Origin of the sequence: Paraliobacillus ryukyuensis, assembly GCF_003315295.1 — a bacterium.
In the GTDB taxonomy this organism is placed as follows: domain Bacteria; phylum Bacillota; class Bacilli; order Bacillales; family Amphibacillaceae; genus Paraliobacillus; species Paraliobacillus ryukyuensis.
In genome coordinates this window covers 75,479-97,940 of the sequence record NZ_QNRI01000009.1, presented here as the reverse complement: position 1 = coordinate 97,940, position 22,462 = coordinate 75,479, and the positions used below count along the sequence as shown (strand labels likewise).

Sequence of the window (22,462 nt, the reverse complement as noted above, 5' to 3'; positions counted from 1 at the left end):
AGTATAACTATTAAGATAAATATAAATGTCATGGAGGAGGTAATAGATATGAATAAAAAGTCGTTAATTATATTTGGTAGTATCTTTGCTGTTTTGATTATTGCTTTAGCAGTGGCATTAGGAATGTCTTCGTCTAATAACAAACAAGATACTGCTGCAGAAAACGAAGCGACAAATGAAATAGAACCGCTCGATACGACGCCAATCGAAGGCCAACAAATCGTTTATTTAGGTGAAGAAGATGCAGCAAATGAGATCTTTTTAGCATTCGATTATTCTTGTCCGTATTGTAAACAGTGGATGGATGAAGTACTGCCGCAGTTAGAAAAAGGCTATATTGATGAAGGAATAGCAAAATTCCGCATGCAACCAATGGTCTTTCTCAATGATACCTCGCAACGCCTAGCAAATTTTGATCAAAACCTTGTTCATTATAATAAGGACAACTATTTTAAAATTGCTAGAAGAATTATGGAAGAGGCGGAACATCAAGAAGAAGCCACAGGTGATTGGGGCACAGACCAATATGTGAATAACATTATTGCTGACTATGGACTAGACCAAGAAAAAATGCTGCAAGAACCAGAACGAGATTCTATTAATGTAACAAGAAAATATACACGAGCACTTGGCGTGGAAACCGTACCTAGCGTGTTTGTAAATGGTAAAAAAGTAGAAAATCCCTTCGATGTGAATGAAATTACAGCACTGTTAGATCAGTAGCTATGATAAAGAACGGAGTATCACCTTATCAAAGGTAACTCGGTTCTTTTTTTTGTAGTAACGACGATAATGATAATAATTATCATTATCAATATAATGGGTGAAGAGATACATAAAAGAAATGAGGGATTGGATGTCAGGTAGTAGAAAAATAGAGAGTTTTCAAATGAAAGGAACGCATCATGACTATCAAATTACGGTCTCAATTCCAGATGCAACACCACCTCAGAACGGGTTTCCAGTACTGTATATCTTAGATGGTGATGCTTATTTTATCATGACCAATGAAATACTTCGCTTACAAAGTCGTCGTGTTGAAAAAACAAAAGTAGAAGAGATGATTTTAGTCGGAATCGGTTATCCTGACACAGATGTTTTTCATTCGTATCGTGTGTATGACTTTACCACTCCTGCTATAGAAGAGCATTTACCTACGCGACCAGATGGACAGCCTTGGCCAGCACATGGCGGTGCGGATGCATTTCTAACTGTTATAGAGAAGCAACTAATGCCAGTTATTCGAGAGCATTATCCTATTGATGCAACTAGACAGGCACTGTTTGGGCATTCACTTGGTGGTCTATTTTCGCTGTATACCCTTTTTGAAAAAGCCGATTTGTTTGCTGAGTATATTGCCTTTAGTCCATCCATTTGGTGGAATAATCGAGCGATTCTAGCAAAAGAACAAAACCTAGACAAGCATCTAGCTAAACGTCTTTTCATAGCGGTAGAGCATACCGAGCAGAAAAACATGTATCGTGAAGCTTATGGATTATATACCCGTTTACAGGAGGCGGATAGATTAATAACTATTGATTTTTTTGCCTCCAAAGAGGATAATCACATGTCGATTGTACCAACAGCAATGAGTAGGGCGTTACGGTTCTTGTGGAAGTAATTAAAAATGCGCAATGATTTGCATTGCGTGCTTTTCTATTATGCAGGAAAAAAGCATTGCATTGTAGAATATTGGTTTTTAAATAGTATCTGTTTTATGTTTACTATAAGGGTTGCAAAAGGATTATTAGATACTGGAAGTTAGCGTTTGATGATAAGGAGAACGATAATGTAGTTAGATAGATACATGATGGTAATATTTCCTGGAGTTCAGTTAGAACCGAGTCTTTATTATCAGTGGGATACATCAATTCATTTTGCTTTGGGTGAGGATATATCCCCATGGGAGAGTGGGATGGCTAGACTTAACCCTAGATACTTTCATCTTGTTTACCAACAAACAAATACGTTGTTCGACGCGCTTTTTGACAAGGATGATTCTATTTGGCTCGTCACCAATAATTATAAACCGAAAAGAGCAAAACGCCAAACAGCGAAAAAGATGAAAGTGTATCAGCCGCACATTAAAACAAAACATATTCTGCAACGGCTACAACAAAGAACGATTGCTTATCCGTTTGATGAGGACGATAGTGCTGATTGGGAGACGAACCAATTTGTCCTACAATGTCGGAAACAGGATATAGCCTATCAAGGGCTGATAAAAGCTATTTGTAATCAAGACTTTCCGCGAAATAAACCTGCTGTCTATAATCCGTACGGCTCTTATGCACCAGATGTCTTTTTTATAAATGCAGCAAAACATGTCATTTATTATATCTATGATGATAGAGGATGTGAAGTAATTGCTAAAGATAAGGAAACGATTCGCCCAATTTATCATAAATACAAAGACTGGATTGATGATTACAATCGACCTGAAGTTGATGAACATTTTTCCTGAACAATTAGATGAACTCAAGCGAATGGTAATAAGTAAAAAAGTTAACTGATTAAATCTAGGAGGTCACAATGGATACAAGAGTGAAGGAAATAGTTGATAGCACAAAAGACAAATTTGGATTAGGGGATTACTATCTAAAAACATATGATTTTGACCGTAAACTGACCGTATATAATGAAACGATTTATAGTCTAACGATGGAATGGTTTCCAAACCATGCGAAACAAGACGATGAGGATTTAAACCCGGCGGGAACAGCGGTTATTGAGGTGAATATAGAAACACGGCAGCCAATTGGTGTCATTTTTGTCATGGGAGTCACTTATGCTAAGAATGGTGTTCGGTTCCAAGAAGGGTCACTTCATGAAATAGTACAATGGGTTGAACAACAAACGAGTTTGACCTATCAAAAGGATTTTCAAATTAAAAAACAAGCAGCCGATCATATTCATTTTCATAGCGAGGTAAACGGGATTCCTTTAACGCCTGATGGGTTAATCGAAGTGAAGTGGAATGAATTAGGTCAACTTACCTCTTTTTCTGTACATGAACCTTTTCCCAAAATAGAAAATGTCAAAGAAGACTCCTTCACACTGACGTTGGCTTCAATAGCGGATATAACGAAGGAGCAGATAAAAATGCTACAATCCCCTGATTTTGATGAGGAGAAGTTAATTCATCTTTATGGACTAGAAGAGATTTATGTTAGGGATGAAACAAAAGAAACTATACCGTTTACAATTATGGGACTTGCTTATAGACAGTATGAACTTGAAAAAACATTAGAATGGAGTGAACCACTAGATGAAGCCTTTATAGAAAAGGATATTGAATGTAAAGATGAAGTAACAGCAGAGCAAGCTTTCTCTCAGGAACCGTCTCCAGATGCCTATCCTATTTCTAAGAGTGAACAGGAATTATGTGTAGCAGGTGTTACCGATTTCTTAAGAAAAGTATATCCAGAAGAATCAGGGCATTGGTATATAGCTACTTTGCATAGAGAAAATGGATACATACAAGCAACAGTAAAAAAACATCAACAAGTGGAATTTGTGTTCCAGCAAAAATTAGTGGCTTTTCTTGATGTAACTGAATTTAATGTGGTTAGTTACCTCGATACGCAATCGATGCTGGCGATGTTTGATAAGTACGCGGTATCAAACAAAGTGGTACTCACCAAAGAAGAAGCTTTTAGTAAGTTAGAACCTTACCTAGAGTTAACGCCTTATTACGTATATCATCCGGCACAAGGGGAATACGTGTTATGTGGAAAACTAGATTGTCATTATGGAGTAGATGCTGAAACGAGAGAAGTTCGTCCATTAGATGATTTTTAGAATGGTATAAGGGGTGTTGTTTGATGAAATTGGTGTGCTTCGGTGATAGCTTGACAGCAAGAAAGGAAGGACTTTTGGAACCAATGTTTACGGCAAAACTAAAAGAAAACCTACCTAACTTTACTATTATAAATGCAGGTGTTTCAGGAGATAACACGTTTGATGCAATAAATAGGTTAGAGCGGGATGTGCTTCAGCATCATCCCGATTTTGTTACGATTTTATTTGGTGCCAATGATGCGGCGTTTCATAAGCAAGTTGCATTAGGCGATTACAAACAGAATCTAACCCACATCGTGCAAGCTATTGGAAGTGAAAGATCCATTTTATTATCAACTGCGCCTGTAGATGAAACGGTTCAGTATGCTAGAACCAATGCCGTGTTAACTCAATACGCAGATGCAGTCCAACAAGTCGCAAACGAAACACGTAGCCGATACATTGATTTCTTTTCAAAAATGATTGCATTACCAGATTATCAAGTGAGGTTAAAAGGGATAAAAAATGATGGTTTGCATTTTGGAGAAGCAGCGTATACATTATTGGCTGAATTAATATCTGATATAATACTTGCAGATCAACTACTTAAAAAAGAGTTGAAGGAATACCAATGATACGATTAAATGAAGTCGATCACCTGCTACTTCAGATACAAATACATTACTAAGAATGTGATCTTTTTTTATATTCCGAGTATTGATTCAGACTGATTGATTTCAAACGAGCCACCATAGTTTTAGAAAACACTAGTGAGATGGTAAAACTATTAAGTTATGAAGCAGTATTACTCAGTTAAAGGAGTGATTGGATGTATACAGCACCTATCATCATTGATCGAGCAGAGAATACGCGCGGAGAAATACAATTACAAAAAAGAGATGGAGAATATGAGATTATTAGTAATGGTACCTTCATCATGGCTACTTATAATGGAGAATCAGAAAGGCTATTAGTAAAAAAGGCAATTGAGAAAGCGGAACAGCCTAAGCGTGTGTTAATTGGGGGACTAGGGGTAGGATTTTCTTTAGCAACGGCGTTAGCTTATCCAGAAATTGAAACGGTTACAGTTGTAGAGATTGAATTAAAAATGATTGAGTGGAATCAATCTTATCTAGCAAACTATTCAAATGCAGCATTAAAAGATCCTAGGACAGTTGTTATTCATGCTGATTTTACCAAGTGGATGTCTCAAACAAAGCAAATCTATGATGTAATATGTTTAGACATTGATAATGGTCCAGACTGGATGATGATCGATTCGAATCGCTCATTATATGAAAAAGATAGCATTTGTTTACTAAAATCATTATTAACGCCAACAGGTGTGGTTGCATTTTGGAGTGCCACTTCCTCGTCTAAATTTGTTGACCGATTACAAGAGGTATTTCGTAATGTATCTATTTACGAGGTCCCACAAGAGCACGGTGAACCTGATTATGTGTTTGTTGCTAGTCAGTAATGGAGGATTGTTGCTATTATGTTTTTCTACTCGAGTGAACGGGTACAGTCATAGTAAACATTCAGTAAAAGGAGTGGATATTATGGTCAAACAAAATGGCGTAAGCGATAAAATAAAAAGCGCAGTAAACAAAGTTAAAGGGGAAGCAAAAGATCAAATCGGTAATGCAACAGATAATTCCAAGCTTCAAGCAGAAGGCAAGAAAGACAAAGCTAAAGGAAATGTGCAAGAGAAAGTAGCTAACAAAAAAGAAGAAGACGAAAACCGTGATAATCAGTCATAATAGAAAAGCAATGGATAACCTATCCATTGCTTTTTCTGCTTTATACGCAAGTAAAGGATTGGATTTGTCGTAAATCAATGCCAAAATAGACCCATCTAAATCCATTCCAACGATAGCCCGAAACAGAACGGCGCCCAACATATGTGGGGTAAAACCAGAATTGTTGAAATCCATTTAACCATATATAGGTGTAGCGATAAAGACACCCTTGTATGCTTCCGGGATCAACTGCCTTCACTTGTGCTTGCTGTGGTTGCGTTTGTTGTGTTGGTGTAAAAGCAGGAGGTGGTCCCATTGGCGGCCCATCTTGTGGTGTTTGCCCTGATGGTGGGAATGGAGGCGGTGTACCTGGACCTCCCCCGAACGTTCCTCCGCCGAAAAAAGGTAAAGAAGGTAGTAGACTTTGACGGTCAGGTTCAGTCATATCGCCATAGGCTTGAAAGTCAGCTGGCGTTAAATCATACGGTTGCTTATTATTTTCATACATATCATACCCATTATACGGGTCATATGGGTGCATTAACATTCACTCCTCATAAATTGATTAAAATCCCTAACTGGACTTCTACCCCATCTTATGTCTATGCTAGGCGAATCGCCACCTGTATCAATGAAAATGTGCGTTTACCTATTAGACCGATCGTTTTGTATGGATTACAAGAGTAAAATATTGTCATAGTGATGTGGTAGAAAAGGTAATCGGGACAAATTTATACGGGAGAAGCGACAGATTTAAGCTCATCGAGCCATATAAGAGTAGAAAAGAAAATAGCGTTGACTGCGAAAATCTTAAGCCCCAATATCCCCTTGCTCAATAAGATTAGAGAAACGAAAAAACGACCATGCTAGAACGAAAATGATCATATAATCGAAAAAAAGAGATGAACACTTTCTCGTTCATCTCTTTACTACAAACAGGGATCACATTTAACTCAGCTTTGCTAAACGTTCTTTCTTTTTTTTGAGCATTTTTTTTCGTTCTTTCCATACATGTCTGAGACCTTTAAAAAAGTGGCCATTTACGATCATTAAGATGCCGTCAACCATTGGCATGTTTACAATACCACCCGTCATTTTAGCAATTCCACGGAACGGGAGATAGTAGATCGACATCATAATTAAGTTTGCTGTACTTCGTTTTCCGATTTTTCGTAAGAACCAATACGAAAACACAATAGCATGATAAGCAAGACGTGCAAATGCACCTTTTGCATATTGGCATTGAGCGATAATATCATTGTATCCCAATGGTTTGGTTCGATCCCAGTTTTGGTTTGGTACATTTCTTCCAAGTAACTGTTCAAATTCATGTAATGGTACATCTTTAATTGCCCCATTGTAGTAGGAAGGTAATAACTTTGGTTGATAAGGTATGGGCGCATTTGTTCCCTCTACAAAAAGGCTGTCTTCCAGTCGAATATCGGAGCTGGATGCACCGATTTTAATTTGATAGGTTCCTTCTTCACATTCCCATTGATTCGTTTTAATGTTAAAATAGCGAAACGCTTTGTCGTCAAATGGAATCGTAACTGTTTTCGTTTCCCCTTCATTAATAAATACTTTGGTAAACCCTTTTAATTCTTTACTTGGACGAAAAATGTGATTAGAAGCTCCAGTAACATATAATTGGGCAACCTCCATGCCGGCTTTTTCACCAGTATTAGTAATCTCGAAAGTGACCCCAGCTCTCGTGACTTGGATATTGCTATATTCAAATGTTGTATAACTCAATCCGTAGCCAAATGGGAAAAGGACAGGGACGTTGGCACTGTCGTAATAACGGTAACCGATATATAACGATTCTCGATATTCTACACTAGCTTCATTACCAGGGAAGTAGCGGTAGGATGGTGTATCTTCATATTCAATCGGGTAAGTTTCAGCTAATTTCCCAGAAGGATTTACATCACCAGATAAGACACGTAAAATGGCACGCGCACCTGCTTGTCCTCCTAAATAACCATGAACAAGTCCTTTAACTTTATCTATCCAAGGCATTTCTATTGCGGAGCCACAGGAAAGAATGGCAACAATGTTTGGATTTACTTCATATAGGGCATGCAATAATTCAATCTGATTTTCTGGTATTTGCATGTTAGCGCGATCAAGCCCTTCTGCTTCTGTTACTTCATCAAGCCCAATATATAACAAAACAACATCAGCCTGTTTAGCGAGATCACAAGCATTTTTAATTTTTTGAGGATCTTTTTTTCCGTAACGATCAAACCCTTGTTCAAAACCGATACTTGTAATCCCTGATTCTTCAAAGCAATACAATGTATGATCTAAGATGGTTGGATTCACAATGGAGGAACCCGCTCCTTGATAGCGAGCATCTTTAGCAAAGTCTCCGATTACGGCAACTTTTTGGCTAAATTGCAAGGGGAGCACAGCTTCTTCGTTTTTTAATAACACAATAGATTCTTCTGCAACTTTTTGAGAAAGTCGATGATGTCTTTCTACATCAAATGGTGTTGTTGGACGTTGTGAAGCTTGTTGAGTAGAAAAAACTAGGTCAAGCACGCGATCTACCGCTTCATCTAATACACTTTCTTTTATCTCGTCACGCCGGATAGCTTCAATAATTTCCTGATCAGCTTCTCCGTCTGTTGTAGGCATTTCCAATTCATTCCCTGCTAGTAGACCTTTCACACGATCATTGCCACCGCCCCAATCGGTAATAACCACACCATCATATCCCCATTCTTCACGCAAAATACGCTTCATAATGTGCATGTTTTCATTGGTATATTCCCCGTTTAGACGGTTATAGGAAGTCATTAGAGCTTTTGTATTGCCTTCTTTAACAGCAATTTCAAAAGCAGTTAAGTATATTTCTCTAAGTGTTCGTTCGTCTACCACTGCATCAATGGACATTCTGCGTTCTTCTTGATTATTGACAGCAAAGTGTTTCACGCAGGCGGAGATACCATGCGATTGTACACCCCGAATATAAGCAGCTGCCATTTTTCCAGTAAGATAAGGATCTTCACTGAAATACTCAAAGTTTCTGCCACATAGCGGATTTCTTTTTATATTAATCCCAGGACCTAGCAGTACACTTACCTGCTGTGATACGGCCTCATCTCCAAGATAATCACCAACTTTTTCCCCTAGTTCTTGATTCCAACTATTGGCTACTGTGGCAGCGGTAGGGAAGCAAGTAGCAGGAATGCCAGCATTTAAACCTAGGTGATCAGCTGCTACAGCCTGCTTGCGTATGCCGTGGGGACCATCAGCTAGGAAGAGGCTGTTAATACCTAGTCGTTTAATATCTTGCGTTTGCCAAAAGTCTTTTCCTGACATCAAAGAAGCTTTTTCATCTATTGTCATATTTTCGATTATTGCTTTATATTTCATGATAATTCCTCTTTTTGAACGTTTTTAATTTTGCTATGATTAAACAACGTTGCGTACTGTGTCATAATACAAACATTCTACAATAAAAAGCGTAATTTTTCTAATATGATTGCTAGACTAAATAAAAATGATAAGATAGTTATTATATTTTTAGAATCAAAAGCTTATTGTGAACGCTTTAATTATTGTTTTTTCTAAATGCTTGTGTGTATAAAAAATAGGGAGGAGATTGTTTCAAAAACATTCTCCTCCTCTATTTAATTAAAACCTACTAGTTTTTGAGATATTTTATAAGCACCAACAGAAATTTTTCTTCCAACACTACCAGGTAAATTGATTAGACGTCCCATCACACCATATTTTAAGTTATGATAAAGTTCATAATTGTTTGCTCTAATATAACTCATAAGTTCTTTTTTCTTACGTAAATTCTCAATGTTACCAGATCGAATTAATAGAATAGCTGAAACTACCGTGACAATTTCTAAATGACTAAGCATATAGTTGCGAAGTTTCTCGCTTACAATGGAATCTAAATCTACTTCATTTAACATTAGTTTATTTACTTTGATTTGTTGATCAATTCGACGAATCATTACTTGTTCGTTTACAGATTGATCGTCTCGACCAATAAAATAACGATAGAAGTCGACATTAAGATAATAAATTCTGTTTACATATTTTAAAGGCCTGTAGACATATAAATTATCAACATAGAAAGTGTGCTTAGGAAGTTCAAGCCCACTTTCTTTTAATAAAGTCGTGCGATAGATGACAGAATGCATTAAGATGTATTGTCCTTTTCTTAATGTTCCTAGCTCCTCCCAACTAAATATTCGCTGTTCTGGAAGAGCATTATCATACTTCATTACTTTTTTATATTTTGCGTTTTCCTTTTCATATACAAAGTTACTGATGACTAAATCGACAAAGGATTTATCAGTTATAAACTGTTGCAGTGTTTCTATTACTTTAAAATAGGCTCTTGTGTCCACCCAATCATCACTATCAACTACTTTAAAATATGCTCCTGTTGCATGCTGCAATCCGGTATTAATTGCTTGGCCGTGTCCACCGTTTGGCTGGTGTATTGCTTTTACTATTGTTGGATACTTAGCTGCATATATATCAGCAATTTCTCCTGTTCGATCCATAGACCCATCATTGACTATCAATATTTCGATAGCTTCACCACCAGGTAGGAGGGATTCAATGCAATATTTCATATAATCTTGTGAGTTATAACAAGGAATCACTACTGATAATAGTTTCATACGAACACACCTTTAAATTTCTTATTTCTCATCTGGGACTTGTTTGAATATAATCTTAAAGATAGGGAAGAACACCCAAAACTGAATCGCACTATTGATAATCATTGTAATAACATCAGCAATCGTTTCACCAGTTCCACCTAACCCCCAAGTATCCATTAATAGATTATAAATAGGAGTTTTATAGAATCCTTGAGCAGCTGCTGCGCCTATCGTAATTACAATATAAGCAATAAAATACCAAAGGGCCGCTTTCCAAACGTTACTATTCGATTTAAACGTGATACTTCGCTGTGCAAAGAAATTAATGATTTGCGCAATCGCAATGGTGATTTGTACGGCTAGAAAGTAAGCTAGACCACCACCACCGCCTGTGGAAAGGGCACCAGCGGCATAATCAAATACATAATATGGATTGCCGTTCAGTGTTTGGCCAAATTGTAAAATTTGAAAATTAATTTGGATAAGTGACGTTTGCGCAAATATACTTTTAAATACTGGCATAAGCACTAGCTGTAAGACGGTAATACCGTTACTTAACATAAAGAAAACAAATAATTGTGCAAAGTTTGGATGCTTTTCTTTAAAATTATTCCAAAATCGCAAAGGTCCTGACACGATTTTGCTATCTTTTAAACTCTCTTTCCCCATTTTAACGCTCCTTTCCCACTTCTGCTAGATGCATTTTCTTTTCCTTAGCTGTTTTTAACATTTTTTTTCGTTCTTTAAGAAAATGTTTAAGACCCTTAAAGAAATGACCGTTAACAATCATTAAGATGCCGTCTAACATTGCCATATTAATAATGCCGCCAGTCATACGAGCAATACCTCGAAAAGGCATGTGATAGACCGACATTATAATGAGATTGGCTGTGCTACGTTTCCCAATTTTGCGTAAAAACCAGTACGAAAATCGAATTGCTTGAAAGCTGAAACGTGCAAATGCACCTTTTGCATAACGGCATTGAGCAATTGTATCGTTATAACCAAGCGGTTTCGATCGATCCCATGTTGGAACTGGAACAGAATGTCCGAGTAGTGTTTCAAATTCTTCTTTCCCAACATTACGAACATCGCCAGCATAATAAGTAGGAAGATTCTCTTTGTTATAAGGTGAACTTGCATTTGTACCTTTCACAAAAATCGAATCTGTTAAGCGGATATCCGCACTAGAGGAAGCGATAGTAATGGTGTAATTTGCTTCTTCTACTTCCCATTGATCTGTCTTGATGTTGTAATAACGGAAAGTTTTATCATCAAATGGTATGGTAACGGTTTTTGTTTCACCGGGTTCTAGAGCCACCTTGGTAAATCCTTTAAGCTCCTTTTCTGGTCTGAAGATAGCCTCAGATTCGGCGCTTACATACAATTGTGCAATCTCCATGCCGGCTACTTTACCGGTGTTGGTAATAGCAAACGTTACCCCATCTTTGGTTACGTCGATATCGCCATAGTCAAATGTTGTATAACTTAGCCCGTAACCAAATGGGAAACGTACATTCACATTTGCAGTATCATAGTAGCGATAACCAATATACATTGACTCACGATATTCTACACTTACTTCTTTTCCGGGAAAATAATGATAAGCTGGTGTATCTTCATAACGAATTGGATATGTTTCAGCTAACTTACCGGATGGATTCACTTTTCCTGTTAAAATATTTAGCATTGCTCTTGCTCCTGCTTGACCGCTTAAATAACCATGGACGATCCCTTTAGTTTTATCAATCCAAGGCATTTCGACTGCAGAGCCACAAGAGAGAATAACCACAATATTTGTATTTACTTGATGGATTGCGTGTAAGAGGTCAATTTGGTTCTGTGGAATTTTCATATCTTGGCGATCCAATCCCTCTGCTTCCGTTACTTCATCTAAGCCGATATATAATAAGACAACATCTGCTTGTTGTGCTAGCTGACAAGCTTTATTTAGCTTATTGTTATCTTTTTTTCCATAGCGATTAAACCCTTCTTCAAAGCCGATGCTAGTCAAATTGGCATCTTTTAAACTATCAATTGTGTTATCTAACTGCGTAGGGTTAACAATAGAAGAACCTGCACCTTGATATCTTGGGTTTTTTGCAAAATCACCAATAATCGCAACTTTTTTCTCTGGAGCAATTGGTAGAATGCTTTCTTCATTTTTTAATAAAACAATTGATTCTTCAGCAACTTGTTGTGCCAGTTTATGGTGTTGATCAATATCAATTCTTGGCGTAGGTTGTTGATATACCTTTTCTGTTGTGAAGATAAGATCGAGTAAACGGTCCACGTTTTCATCTAAAAGCTCTTCTGGAATTTTCCCAGCTTTAATGGCATGGATAATCTCTTGATTGGTTTCGCCATTTGTAGTTGGCATTTCTAACTCGTTGCCAGCTTTTAAACCTGCAACACGATCATTACTGCCGCCCCAATCGGTTACAACGACACCATCGTAGTTCCATTCTTTACGTAAAATATCACGCATTAAGTGAAGGTTTTCATTGGTGTAGGCACCATTTAACATATTGTAAGAAGACATCACGGTTTGCGTCTTTCCTTCTTCAATCGCTATTTCAAAACCTGTTAAGTAAATTTCGCGAAGTGTACGTTCATCAATGATTGTATCTATTGACATGCGTCGTTCTTCTTGATTATTTGCAGCAAAGTGTTTTACACAAGCAGAAATCCCTTTTGATTGAATCCCTTTAATATAGCTGGCAGCCATTTTACCAGCATGGTAAGGGTCTTCACTAAAGTATTCAAAATTACGTCCACATAAGGGGTCTCTTTTCATATTAATTCCAGGCCCTAGGAGGACGTTTACTTTTTGGGAAACAGCTTCTTCCCCTAAATAACTCCCGATTTTTTCGCCTAGATTCTCATCCCAACTGTTTGCGACGGTCGCAGCGGTTGGAAAACAGGTGGCAGGGATACTTTCGTTTAAACCTAAGTGATCTGCTGCTTCAGCTTGCTTCCGAATACCGTGTGGACCATCAGCGAGAAAGATGTTTGGAATGCCAAGACGCTCAATATCTTGTGTTTGCCAAAAATCTTTACCAGACATCAGTGATGCTTTTTCTTCTAATGTCATTTTCTCAATGATATCTTTGTATTTCATAGCTTTATCCCCTCGTTTTGTAGTTTGAGCGGTACCTCGAGTAGGAGGTACCGCTAATTATTTTCAATTATATTGCTGATTTATATATTTTCAGGGTTATCTGTAGCGTATTGCTTTGGTTTTCTATAAGCTATTTTATAGAATCCAAGTGCGATAAGGCCCAGCGCTAACACATTTCCAATTCCTAAGAACATAGCCCAAAGTGGGTATACATCAGTCTTAACGTCAAAGACGTTACTGTTTGCAACAGTATAAAGGATATTGTGGCTTGCTTGGCGCATTGCTTGATGCCCAGTATTTGTTTCTGTTGTTTCTTCAGTCGGTTCATCCCCAACTGGTGATAACATGAGATCGCCGCCGTTTCGAATTGCGTGGTCGGGATGCATATGAGGGAAGACATCCATATCAGTGATGACCATTCCTCTGAATCCCCATTCGTTACGTAATACATCCCGTAATAGACCTTCATGTTCACCAGCCCAGACAGTTCCGATACGGTTAAAGGCGGACATGACAGCGGTAGAGCCGCCTTCTTTAACTGAAAGCTCGAAAGGCTCTAAATAAATTTCACGAATTGCTTGCTCGTTAGACCAAGTTGCTACGCCATCACGATTGGTTTCTTGGTCATTCAATGCGTAGTGTTTAATATACGTATAAACACCTTTGGAATTAATTCCAGCTACTTCAGCTGCGCCAATTTTTCCAGATAAGAATCCATCTTCAGAATAGTATTCGAAGTTTCTTCCAGAGAATGGGGTGCGGTGAATATTCATTGATGGTGCATATAGTCCACTAATATTATGAACTTCTGCTTCGTTTGCTAGTGTTTCTCCCATTTCTTGAGCTAAGTCTGTATTCCAAGTGGATGCAAGCACAACTTCACTCATAAACTGCACACCGTTTAACCCTGTTAGTAATGAATTGATACCTGCTGGTCCATCATAGTCAATCGTTTGTGGTTTGTTAATCGATTCAATTTCTGCCGTTGAATAACCACCATGTCCAATTAATTTAGACATGTCTGCTACACTAAGTTGCTCTAATAACTGGTCCCATTGTGGATCATCATACGGTAGACCCGCCATATCTTCTAGATCTAATCCATGATCAGCAAACGTTACATCTTCATCGTCAGGATTATTTTCTACTGGTTGTTTTTGTAGTGCTTCGACTAATTCCTGAGATGCTTCTTTATTTTCAGTACGTTCTGTAGGTAGCGTTCCTTCCCAATCAGCACGAGAAACGAAAGTAAGGTCGCCTTGTGCATCTTCAAATTGATTGGTTGCAGCGACTTGATCACTGTCACGCTTGTTACCTTCATTGTAAACTGTTCTATCAGACACTTCGTAATCTCTAGAATCGATTACCTCATGTGCATTGTTCATTAATTTAATGTTGTATGTGCCTTCATCTAATACGTAGGCTCCTTCATTTGCATAATCATAAGAGGCCATATCTTCTACTGCTAACTCTAATGTGATCGTTTCTGTTGCTCCAGGTTCTAATGTTTCCGTTTTATCAAACGCGCCTAGAACCACATGCGATTTTTCTATTTCGCCTTCATAGTATGGAGCTGTATAATAGAGTTGTACGACTTCTTTACCAGCTACATCACCTGTGTTTGTCACATCCACGGTCATGGTTATTGTGTCATCTGTGGTGGTGTAGTCGGTAATTTCTTGCGTAAAGTCTGTATAGCTTTGACCATATCCAAATGGATATTGAACGGCTTCACTGTATGCTGCTTCATCTACTTCTCTTGTTTCATTATCTACATAACGTGTTTCGTAATAACGGTAGCCAACATAAATTCCTTCTTCATAATTTAAGAATGTACGGAATTTTTGACTTTCACCACCACCCATTTTTTGTGTGGAAGTATGTTCGGTATTGGTGTATTTAAAATCACCTTGATTATAAAATGCTGGTGAAGATGTCACATCATACGCATACGTATCTGCTAATCGTCCAGATGGATTAACTGTACCAGCTAGGATTTTACCAAAGCTGTTCATTCCAGTAGATCCCGGTCCACCTACCCAAATAGCTCCATCAATACCTTCATTTTCTAGGAAACCAAGTTCCATTGCGTTACTAGAATTGATAACCACAATTACCTTTTCGAAGTCCATTGAAGTAACCATATCGATCATTTCTTGTTCCGCTTCTGATATTTCCAAGTAATGGCGATCTTCGGATCCGCCATATTCTGACGTTTCCATTGGGAGGTCGCCACCTTCACCACCAGAACGAGCAAGTGTAACTAAAGCAACATCAGAGAATTCTTCTGCACTAGTTAATAGTTCATCAGAAAAATCGCTTGGAGCAGGTTCACTTAATGTGTAATCGCCTCCATCTAAATTAAAATTATTTTGCTCTTCTTGTTCTGGTTTGTGTTCTTGATAAAAATCAGTTAGATCAGCATTAACTGTGAAACCAGCATTTTCTAACCCTTGCTGTAAATTGATGTTATTGCTTTCATCTCCGGCCCCAGAGCCACTTCCGCCGTAAACTAATTTAACAGAAGCCTGTCCGAATACGTTTACATTTTTTTCACTTTCATTTGCAGTGTCTAGTGGAAGGGCATTGTTTTTGTTCTCTAATAATACCATTCCTTCATCACTTACTTTTTCAGTCATTGCTTTTGAATCCGCTTCTGCTGCAGCAACTGCTTCTTCGTCAACTTCTGCTGCAGATAAGTATTGATCGATAACACCGACATAATTTAATACTGCGCCATTAAGGACAATAACTGCAATCGAAGCAATACTTAATAAACTGACAAGTACACGCCGCTTATTTTTCTTCTCCGTTTTATTCCTTTTAGTCCATATAAATGCAAAAATAAATATTACAATTGCAAGAATGGAAGTGCCAACAATAAAGCTTGTTACCAATTCTGAAAGGCTTACAAAGAAAGGTGCTATAATTGTAGCAATAATAAGTGCAAGCATAATACTTAAAGCGATTGCAAAGACTTTTTTCCCATTTGTTTTACTCACAAGATTCCCTCCTAATGAATGATTTAAATCATGATGTACGTGCTTTCATGACTACACTTTTCATGTTAACGCATACATATATAAATAACCATCAACGAAAAGTTACTTGGAAACAACTTTTTGTTGATGGTAAAACAAATCCGTTTAACATAAAGATGACGTTAAACGGTTTTAGAAATTTTTTATATAATGTTGGAATAAAGATACCGCTTCAGATTGAAACCCTCTTTTTCTCGTGACTAAATAAATATTTTGTGGAAGTTTTTCTTTTAGTTTAACGATCTTTAATTGGGGATTTTGCAATGATTCTTCTACAAAATCGACAGACACGGCTACGAAATTGTTTATTTCTACTAAACGGTGGGCGGATATAATATTACCAAACTCATGTACGATGTTTGGTGTAAACCCTTGATTAAGGCACTCTTCTACAAAGATATGGTCATGACCTTTGGCAGTTGTTTTTAAAACAAATGACTCGTCAGTTAATTCATGGATAGAAATTTCATCTCTATTAGCCAACTTATGCTGTTTATTAACCACTAAGACAACCTCACCGTACGTAACTTGTTCATGTTCACAATTCTCAAAATCATTATGCCCCATTACAAGTCCAACGTCTGCTTCATCTTGAAATACTTTTCCAGTAGGGCTTTCATCGGGTACTTCTCGAATTTTAATTTGAATATCATTATGTGCTTGTGAAAACTGGTATAAAAAATCAACAGGGAAGTAGGCAGTGGCAGAGTAGGTGACAATTAAGTTAAGTACCCCTTTGCGCCCACTAATCACACTAATTTCTTTTTTTATGTCCTTCATTAAATATCGGATGTGCTTCGCTCTTGCATGTAGCAACTCTCCAGCTTCTGTAGCTTCCATTCCTCTAGGCCCTCGGAAAAACAACTCTGCTTCTAATTCTAATTCCAATTGTTTAATCGTTTTGCTAACACCTTGGGGAGTAATATATAGTTCTTTAGCCGCAGCAGTAACACTTTTTTCTTCGTATACTTTAATGAAATATTCTAATGCCTCTGTGTTCATACTAAGGTCCTTTCGTTTGCAGCGGGGTAGTTTATTCTTTAATAACGCACAGACTTTTAAATAATATGATAGACCAATTTTCTGATTTTGTGTAGGGTAAAAGGTAAGTAAATCTAACACATTACGTTCATTAGTTGTCAAAAATATGACAATATGGAAGAATAAAATCAATAATGTTAAATGGTAATTCTATTTAAATACAAGACTATGGATTAAAAGGAGCAAAATATATGTATGATTACTTAATCGTCGGTGCAGGATTATTTGGGGCTGTCTTCGCTTACGAAGCTTCCAAGCGTGGGAAAACGTGTTTAGTCATCGATAAGCGCGACCATATCGGGGGAAATGTGTATACGGAAGAAGTGGAAGGAATTAACGTACATCGCTATGGTGCGCATATTTTTCATACGAATAACAAGAAAATATGGGATTATGTAAACCAATTTGCCACATTTAATCGCTATACCAATGCACCGATAGCGAATTACAAAGGAGAACTTTACAATCTTCCTTTTAATATGAATACGTTTTATACACTTTGGGGGGTTACATCACCTCAAGAAGCACAGCAAAAAATAAAAGAGCAAAGAGAAGCAGCTGGGATTAGCAAACCAACGAATTTAGAAGAGCAAGCCATATCTTTAGTTGGTACAGATATTTATCAAAAACTGATTAAAGGATATACAGAAAAGCAATGGGGAAGAGCAGCGAAAGATTTGCCTGCATTTATTATCAAGCGACTTCCAGTTCGTTTTACATTTGATAATAATTACTTTAATGACCGCTATCAAGGGATTCCAATAGGCGGTTATACAGCGATGGTGGAAAAAATGTTGGAAGGTGTAGATGTAACATTAAATGTAGATTTCTTTGAGGATAAAGAAAAATGGTCAAACCTAGCAAATAAAATTGTGTTTACTGGCATGATTGACCAATACTATGATTACCAACATGGTGTGCTTGCTTATCGAAGCCTGCAATTTGATACAACAGTATTAGATGATGTGGCCAATTATCAAGGAAATGCCGTAGTGAATTATACCGATCGAGAGACCCCTTATACACGGATTATTGAACATAAACACTTTGAATTTGGTACGCAAGATAAAACAGTGATTACAAAAGAATATCCAAGCGAATGGCATCCTGGTGACGAACCATATTATCCGGTTAATGATAAGAGAAACGAAGCAATCTATCAAAAATATAAACAATTAGCAGAGCAGGAGGTAAATGTTATTTTTGGCGGGAGACTAGCTACATATAAATACTATGATATGCATCAAGTAATTGGAGCTGCTTTAGCGACTGTAACTCGTGAATTGGATTAGTCGCAGGATAACCAAACAACCACGCTTTTCCCAATGTAAAAGCGTGGTTGTTTGGTTTAGTGCATTTTTTTTAATTGTTCTATTTGTGTTTCTACTATCGGGATTAATGGAGAATTAGTAGGTAATTCTGAAACTTCTCGCAAAGCACCAGCAAAACCTTTTACTTTCACTTTCTCTTGTAAAGATACAGCTTCGGCATCCGCCGCATAATCATATTGAAGTGCAGCTGCAATGGCTTTAGCTAAAAAAGTTGGTTCCTCATTTAATATTTCAAGATGCAATATAGCTGGACGAATTAGCCGATCGTTTTTACCTAATTTGCGTAAAGGCCCTCGTGCTACACGAGTGACGTCATCCGAAATATGTGGATTCAAGAAACGTGCGATTATTTTTTCAATATATTGATTATGTGTTTCTTCTTTAAAACCATATTGTGTAATTAATATATTTCCAGTTTCTTTTAAAGTTGATTTAACAAGAGAAGAAACTTTAGAATTATCCATTGCTTGTTTAATAGTTTCAAATCCAAGGTTATACCCTAGATAGGCAGCAACTGCATGTCCGGTGTTTACCGTGAATAATTTACGCTCAATATAAGGCTTCAAATCATCTACATACGTAACGCCTGTAATATTAGGTTTAACCCCTTTGATGGCTGAAGCGTCCACGACCCATTCATAGTAAGGTTCTACAGCCACCGTTAATAATTCTTGATTGGTTTGATTTGGTACAATCCGGTCTACCGCGGCATTTGGAAAAGCGAAGATAGATTCAAATGCAGTTTTATCTTTCAGATCAACATGTTCTAGTACTTTTTCTTTTAAAAGTTCACTCCCGCCAATCATATTCTCACATGCAATGATATTTAACGGTTGTTGATTTTGCTGTAATCGCTCTGAGAGGCCTTCAGCAAGTAGCTTTGCGATGATTGGCAAAACGGTCGGCCCAACAGCTGTTGTAATAATGTCAGCGTTAACAATTGCAGCTACAACTTCGGATGGATTGTCTTTGCTATTAATGCCATTGATATTTGTTATCGTTTCTTCTTGTTTGTTTTCATCAGCTAAAACGACAGTGTATTGTTGTTTTTTATTTATCTCAGAAATGATTGCATCGTTAACATCCACAAAAGTTGTATGATAATTTGCACGATTGAGTAGCATACCAATAAAACCACGACCGATGTTTCCGGCGCCAAAATGGACAGCTTGCATATTAGTTCACCTCACTAAAAAGAGTAATGATTTCATCTTTACTTGAAGCCTGAATAAGTTTTTGTATATTCTCTTCATCAGCACATACTAATGCGATTTTTGATAAAATCTCGAGGTGTTCGTCTCCTTTTCCTGCAATACCAATAAGAATATTGACTGTATTACCATTAAAATCAACGCCATCCGGAACGATGACTACAGATAAACCAGTTTCTTTTACTGCACTTTTCCCATCTTCTGTACCGTGTGGGATAGCAACATTGTTTCCAATATAAGTAGAAGTAACTTTTTCTCGTTCTAACATTTTATCCACATAAGAGGGAGCTACATAACCATTGTCTACAAGGATTTTCCCAGTAAAACGAATAGCTTCTTCTTTATTAGATACTGTTGCACCTAATCTAATATTGTCTTTTGTTAAAATTTCTTTTGCCATTTCATATGCACTCCTTAATTTAATTTATCGTTAACAAATTTATTTAGATGGTGAGCGATGAATTGATTAATTTTAGCTTCATCTTTTGATTGAAATAAATTAATACTTTCTTGATTCCTTATAATAAGCCCACTCAAATAACTTAATAATTCCAATATTTCTTCACTTATTTCTGTAGGTGCTAGCATAAACATGATCGTATCTGCCTGCATTTGCTTGTTATCCATCCCATGTACTGTCAACGCATGTTCTGTATTTAAAGCATAAATGATAAAAGTAGGCTTCTTTATTTGTTTATGTCTTGTGTGATACAGCGCCATTGAGGTATTTGGGATACCCAACCCACCTAGTTTTTCTCTTTCCAATAAAGCGTGGATTACAGGTTCTATTTCATTTATTTGCTGTGCGTCTTGTGCATCTTTACAAACTACTGTTAATAATTCTTCTTTAGTCATTGCTTTTTGCAAATACTCTAAACGAAACGTTGAAAGTAGTTCTAACGTAATTTGCGAGTACACTTGCATACGTTCAATACGAGATATAATTTGATGCTGTGTCATGCTGTCTTCAGCAGAAGCGGTTTGAGTTTGATTCGTATTAGTTTTCTTAGAACTGTAGTGCTTCTTTCGTTGGACAATTGATTTAATTTTATCAATTTCGTTTGGTGTTAAAATGGGTGAAACTAGCGTATACTCACCAACTAAATCTTTTAGCGGGATGGTAGATATAATCAAATCATAATCCTCTAAGTTAATCATCTGTAAATCAAACAATGAGCGGTTATCTATTGTACTTATTTCTGTTATTTCTTGACTTAAACGTGATGCAAGCATTTTTGAAGTTCCAATTCCACTTGAACAAATTACCAAAGCGTGTAGTTTAGTTTGCTGACTATAATGAATCGTTGCTGAGGCAAAATGCAAAACCAAATAGGCAATCTCTTCTTCAGGGAAATAGATAGTATGAAACGTTTTTTCACAACCATTTTTGATAATGTTGAATAGCTTTTGGTAATCGGTTTTTATTTCATTCAATAAAGGATTCTTAATAAGCATTTCCTTTTGCATTCGATAGATTGCCGGTTTTAAATGTGTGATTAAGTCGTGAAATAAGTTTAGGTTATCACTCAGATCTATATTTAATGCATTACCAACATACTGAATAAGCTCTTTTACTTTTATAGCAATGTTAATTGAAGAATCTTCAATTAAGTACTCGTGGTCTGAACGGATTTTAGCACCTAACAAATGCATGGTAATGTAGCCAATTTCATCTACGGGTATCTTCATTTCAAATGAACCCTCAAGGTCGGTAATAATCTGTTGAGCAATTTTATATTCTTTAGTATTTTTAATCTCTGCCAGGTACTTTCGGTCAAAGCGAATAGCATCTCCTTGTTGTATTCGCTCCATCGCAAGTGCTAAGTGTACAACAAGGCCAATATATGAGCTATCTGCAAATTCATAAGGAAGAGATTCTCTGACGCGTTCAATACTTTTCTCAATTGGTTTTAGTTTTTCTTGATCTACAAGCCCCAATAAGCGCTCCGAGATAGTATCAATTGGTTGATTCCCCCTTTTTTCAATGTTTTCTTTAATGAAAGTAAGGAAATCCGACTCGTTAATATATGTCGAAATTAAAAAGCTCAATGCGGCACGTTTATTTGTTTCTTCACCATCTACTTTTACTCCAAAACCACGCTTGCGAATAATTGTTAGTTGATACGTAGTTAGGATATTTTGAAGTTTATCCAAATCATTGCTAATTGTTGCAATGGTAACTTCTAATTCTTTTGCTAATGTAAATAATTTAATTGGTTCACTTGCTTCTAATAATGTGGCAAGTAAGATAGCTTGCCTTTCTTCAGGAGTGTAGTCTGTGTATTCTACGGTGGAGATTGATTGCGCTAGCTTTTTTTTATTCATTACATTGCCATCAATTTTAACTCCAATTCCTGCCTTTTTGTTTAGTTTGAGTTGGTATTTTTGTAGTACTTTATCCACATTCTTTAAGTCTCGGTGAATCGTTCTTCCGCTAACATCTAATTGATTTGCTAGTGTCTGAATGGTGGCACCTTGTGTACTATCGAGTAAAATGTCAATGATTTTTCGTTCGCGTCCTGAGATATACAGGCGTTTCACCCCCTATAGATACTACA

The 22,462-nt window shown here is 37.0% G+C and carries 18 protein-coding genes; 8 read left to right on the top strand and 10 right to left on the bottom strand.

The features are described 5' to 3' along the window. Positions 1-48 precede the first annotated feature (48 nt). From DES48_RS12400 to DES48_RS12370, 7 genes are all read left to right on the top strand, one after another. Positions 49-723 (top strand): thioredoxin domain-containing protein, encoded by a 675-nt coding sequence (locus DES48_RS12400; protein WP_170126218.1) that lies wholly within the window; start codon positions 49-51, stop codon positions 721-723. 133 nt (positions 724-856) lie between these two features. Further along, on the top strand, positions 857-1,621 hold the full coding sequence (locus DES48_RS12395; RefSeq protein ID WP_170126217.1) for an alpha/beta hydrolase: 765 nt from the start codon (positions 857-859) through the stop codon (positions 1,619-1,621). 186 nt (positions 1,622-1,807) lie between these two features. Continuing rightward, on the top strand, positions 1,808-2,464 hold the full coding sequence (locus DES48_RS12390; RefSeq protein ID WP_113869634.1) for a DUF3885 domain-containing protein: 657 nt from the start codon (positions 1,808-1,810) through the stop codon (positions 2,462-2,464). Between the two features lie 68 nt (positions 2,465-2,532). Then, positions 2,533-3,801, top strand: a complete 1,269-nt coding sequence (locus tag DES48_RS12385) for a hypothetical protein (RefSeq protein ID WP_113869632.1) — start codon at positions 2,533-2,535, stop codon at positions 3,799-3,801. Between the two features lie 20 nt (positions 3,802-3,821). After that, positions 3,822-4,415: an SGNH/GDSL hydrolase family protein gene (locus DES48_RS12380; RefSeq protein WP_113869630.1), complete on the top strand. Its 594-nt coding sequence runs from the start codon at positions 3,822-3,824 to the stop codon at positions 4,413-4,415. 194 nt (positions 4,416-4,609) lie between these two features. Next, on the top strand, positions 4,610-5,260 hold the full coding sequence (locus DES48_RS12375; protein WP_113869628.1) for a spermine/spermidine synthase domain-containing protein: 651 nt from the start codon (positions 4,610-4,612) through the stop codon (positions 5,258-5,260). Between the two features lie 82 nt (positions 5,261-5,342). Then, entirely contained in the window at positions 5,343-5,543 is a 201-nt protein-coding gene (locus DES48_RS12370; protein WP_079707945.1) for a CsbD family protein, read from the top strand. 40 nt (positions 5,544-5,583) lie between these two features. On the opposite strand, the gene DES48_RS12365 is transcribed toward DES48_RS12370, so the two are convergent. The 7 genes from DES48_RS12365 to DES48_RS12335 all read right to left on the bottom strand — a co-directional run bounded on the left by DES48_RS12365 (position 5,584) and on the right by DES48_RS12335 (position 17,323). After that, positions 5,584-6,063 carry a hypothetical protein gene (locus DES48_RS12365; RefSeq protein ID WP_245911441.1) on the bottom strand — a complete coding sequence of 160 codons (480 nt, stop codon included), beginning with the start codon at positions 6,061-6,063 and terminating at the stop codon, positions 5,584-5,586. Positions 6,064-6,470: 407 nt separating this feature from the next. Further along, complete coding sequence (locus DES48_RS12360) at positions 6,471-8,903, bottom strand: beta-glucosidase family protein (protein WP_113869626.1); 2,433 nt, start codon at positions 8,901-8,903, stop codon at positions 6,471-6,473. Positions 8,904-9,160: 257 nt separating this feature from the next. After that, positions 9,161-10,177 (bottom strand): glycosyltransferase family 2 protein, encoded by a 1,017-nt coding sequence (locus DES48_RS12355; protein ID WP_079707942.1) that lies wholly within the window; start codon positions 10,175-10,177, stop codon positions 9,161-9,163. A 21-nt stretch (positions 10,178-10,198) separates the two neighbouring features. Then, positions 10,199-10,828, bottom strand: a complete 630-nt coding sequence (locus DES48_RS12350; RefSeq protein WP_113869624.1) for a hypothetical protein — start codon at positions 10,826-10,828, stop codon at positions 10,199-10,201. Position 10,829: 1 nt separating this feature from the next. Next, positions 10,830-13,280: a beta-glucosidase family protein gene (locus tag DES48_RS12345; RefSeq protein ID WP_113869622.1), complete on the bottom strand. Its 2,451-nt coding sequence runs from the start codon at positions 13,278-13,280 to the stop codon at positions 10,830-10,832. An 80-nt stretch (positions 13,281-13,360) separates the two neighbouring features. Then, entirely contained in the window at positions 13,361-16,282 is a 2,922-nt protein-coding gene (locus DES48_RS12340; RefSeq protein ID WP_245911439.1) for a glycoside hydrolase family 3 protein, read from the bottom strand. A gap of 171 nt (positions 16,283-16,453) precedes the next feature. Beyond that, entirely contained in the window at positions 16,454-17,323 is an 870-nt protein-coding gene (locus DES48_RS12335; protein ID WP_113869620.1) for a LysR family transcriptional regulator, read from the bottom strand. 230 nt (positions 17,324-17,553) lie between these two features. On the opposite strand from DES48_RS12335, the gene glf reads away from it, so the two are divergent. Beyond that, the gene (gene glf / locus DES48_RS12330; RefSeq protein WP_113869618.1) at positions 17,554-18,654 is read left to right on the top strand and encodes a UDP-galactopyranose mutase; all 1,101 of its coding nucleotides are present in this window, start codon (positions 17,554-17,556) and stop codon (positions 18,652-18,654) included. A gap of 56 nt (positions 18,655-18,710) precedes the next feature. Here the strand turns inward: glf and DES48_RS12325 are convergent, their stop codons facing one another. The 3 genes from DES48_RS12325 to DES48_RS12315 are packed head-to-tail and all read right to left on the bottom strand — an operon-like array spanning position 18,711 to position 22,445. Further along, positions 18,711-19,868: a mannitol-1-phosphate 5-dehydrogenase gene (locus tag DES48_RS12325; protein ID WP_113869616.1), complete on the bottom strand. Its 1,158-nt coding sequence runs from the start codon at positions 19,866-19,868 to the stop codon at positions 18,711-18,713. A gap of 1 nt (position 19,869) precedes the next feature. Then, positions 19,870-20,304, bottom strand: a complete 435-nt coding sequence (locus tag DES48_RS12320) for a PTS mannitol transporter subunit IIA (RefSeq protein ID WP_079707936.1) — start codon at positions 20,302-20,304, stop codon at positions 19,870-19,872. Positions 20,305-20,318: 14 nt separating this feature from the next. Then, positions 20,319-22,445: a BglG family transcription antiterminator gene (locus tag DES48_RS12315; RefSeq protein WP_113869614.1), complete on the bottom strand. Its 2,127-nt coding sequence runs from the start codon at positions 22,443-22,445 to the stop codon at positions 20,319-20,321. Positions 22,446-22,462 lie beyond the last annotated feature (17 nt).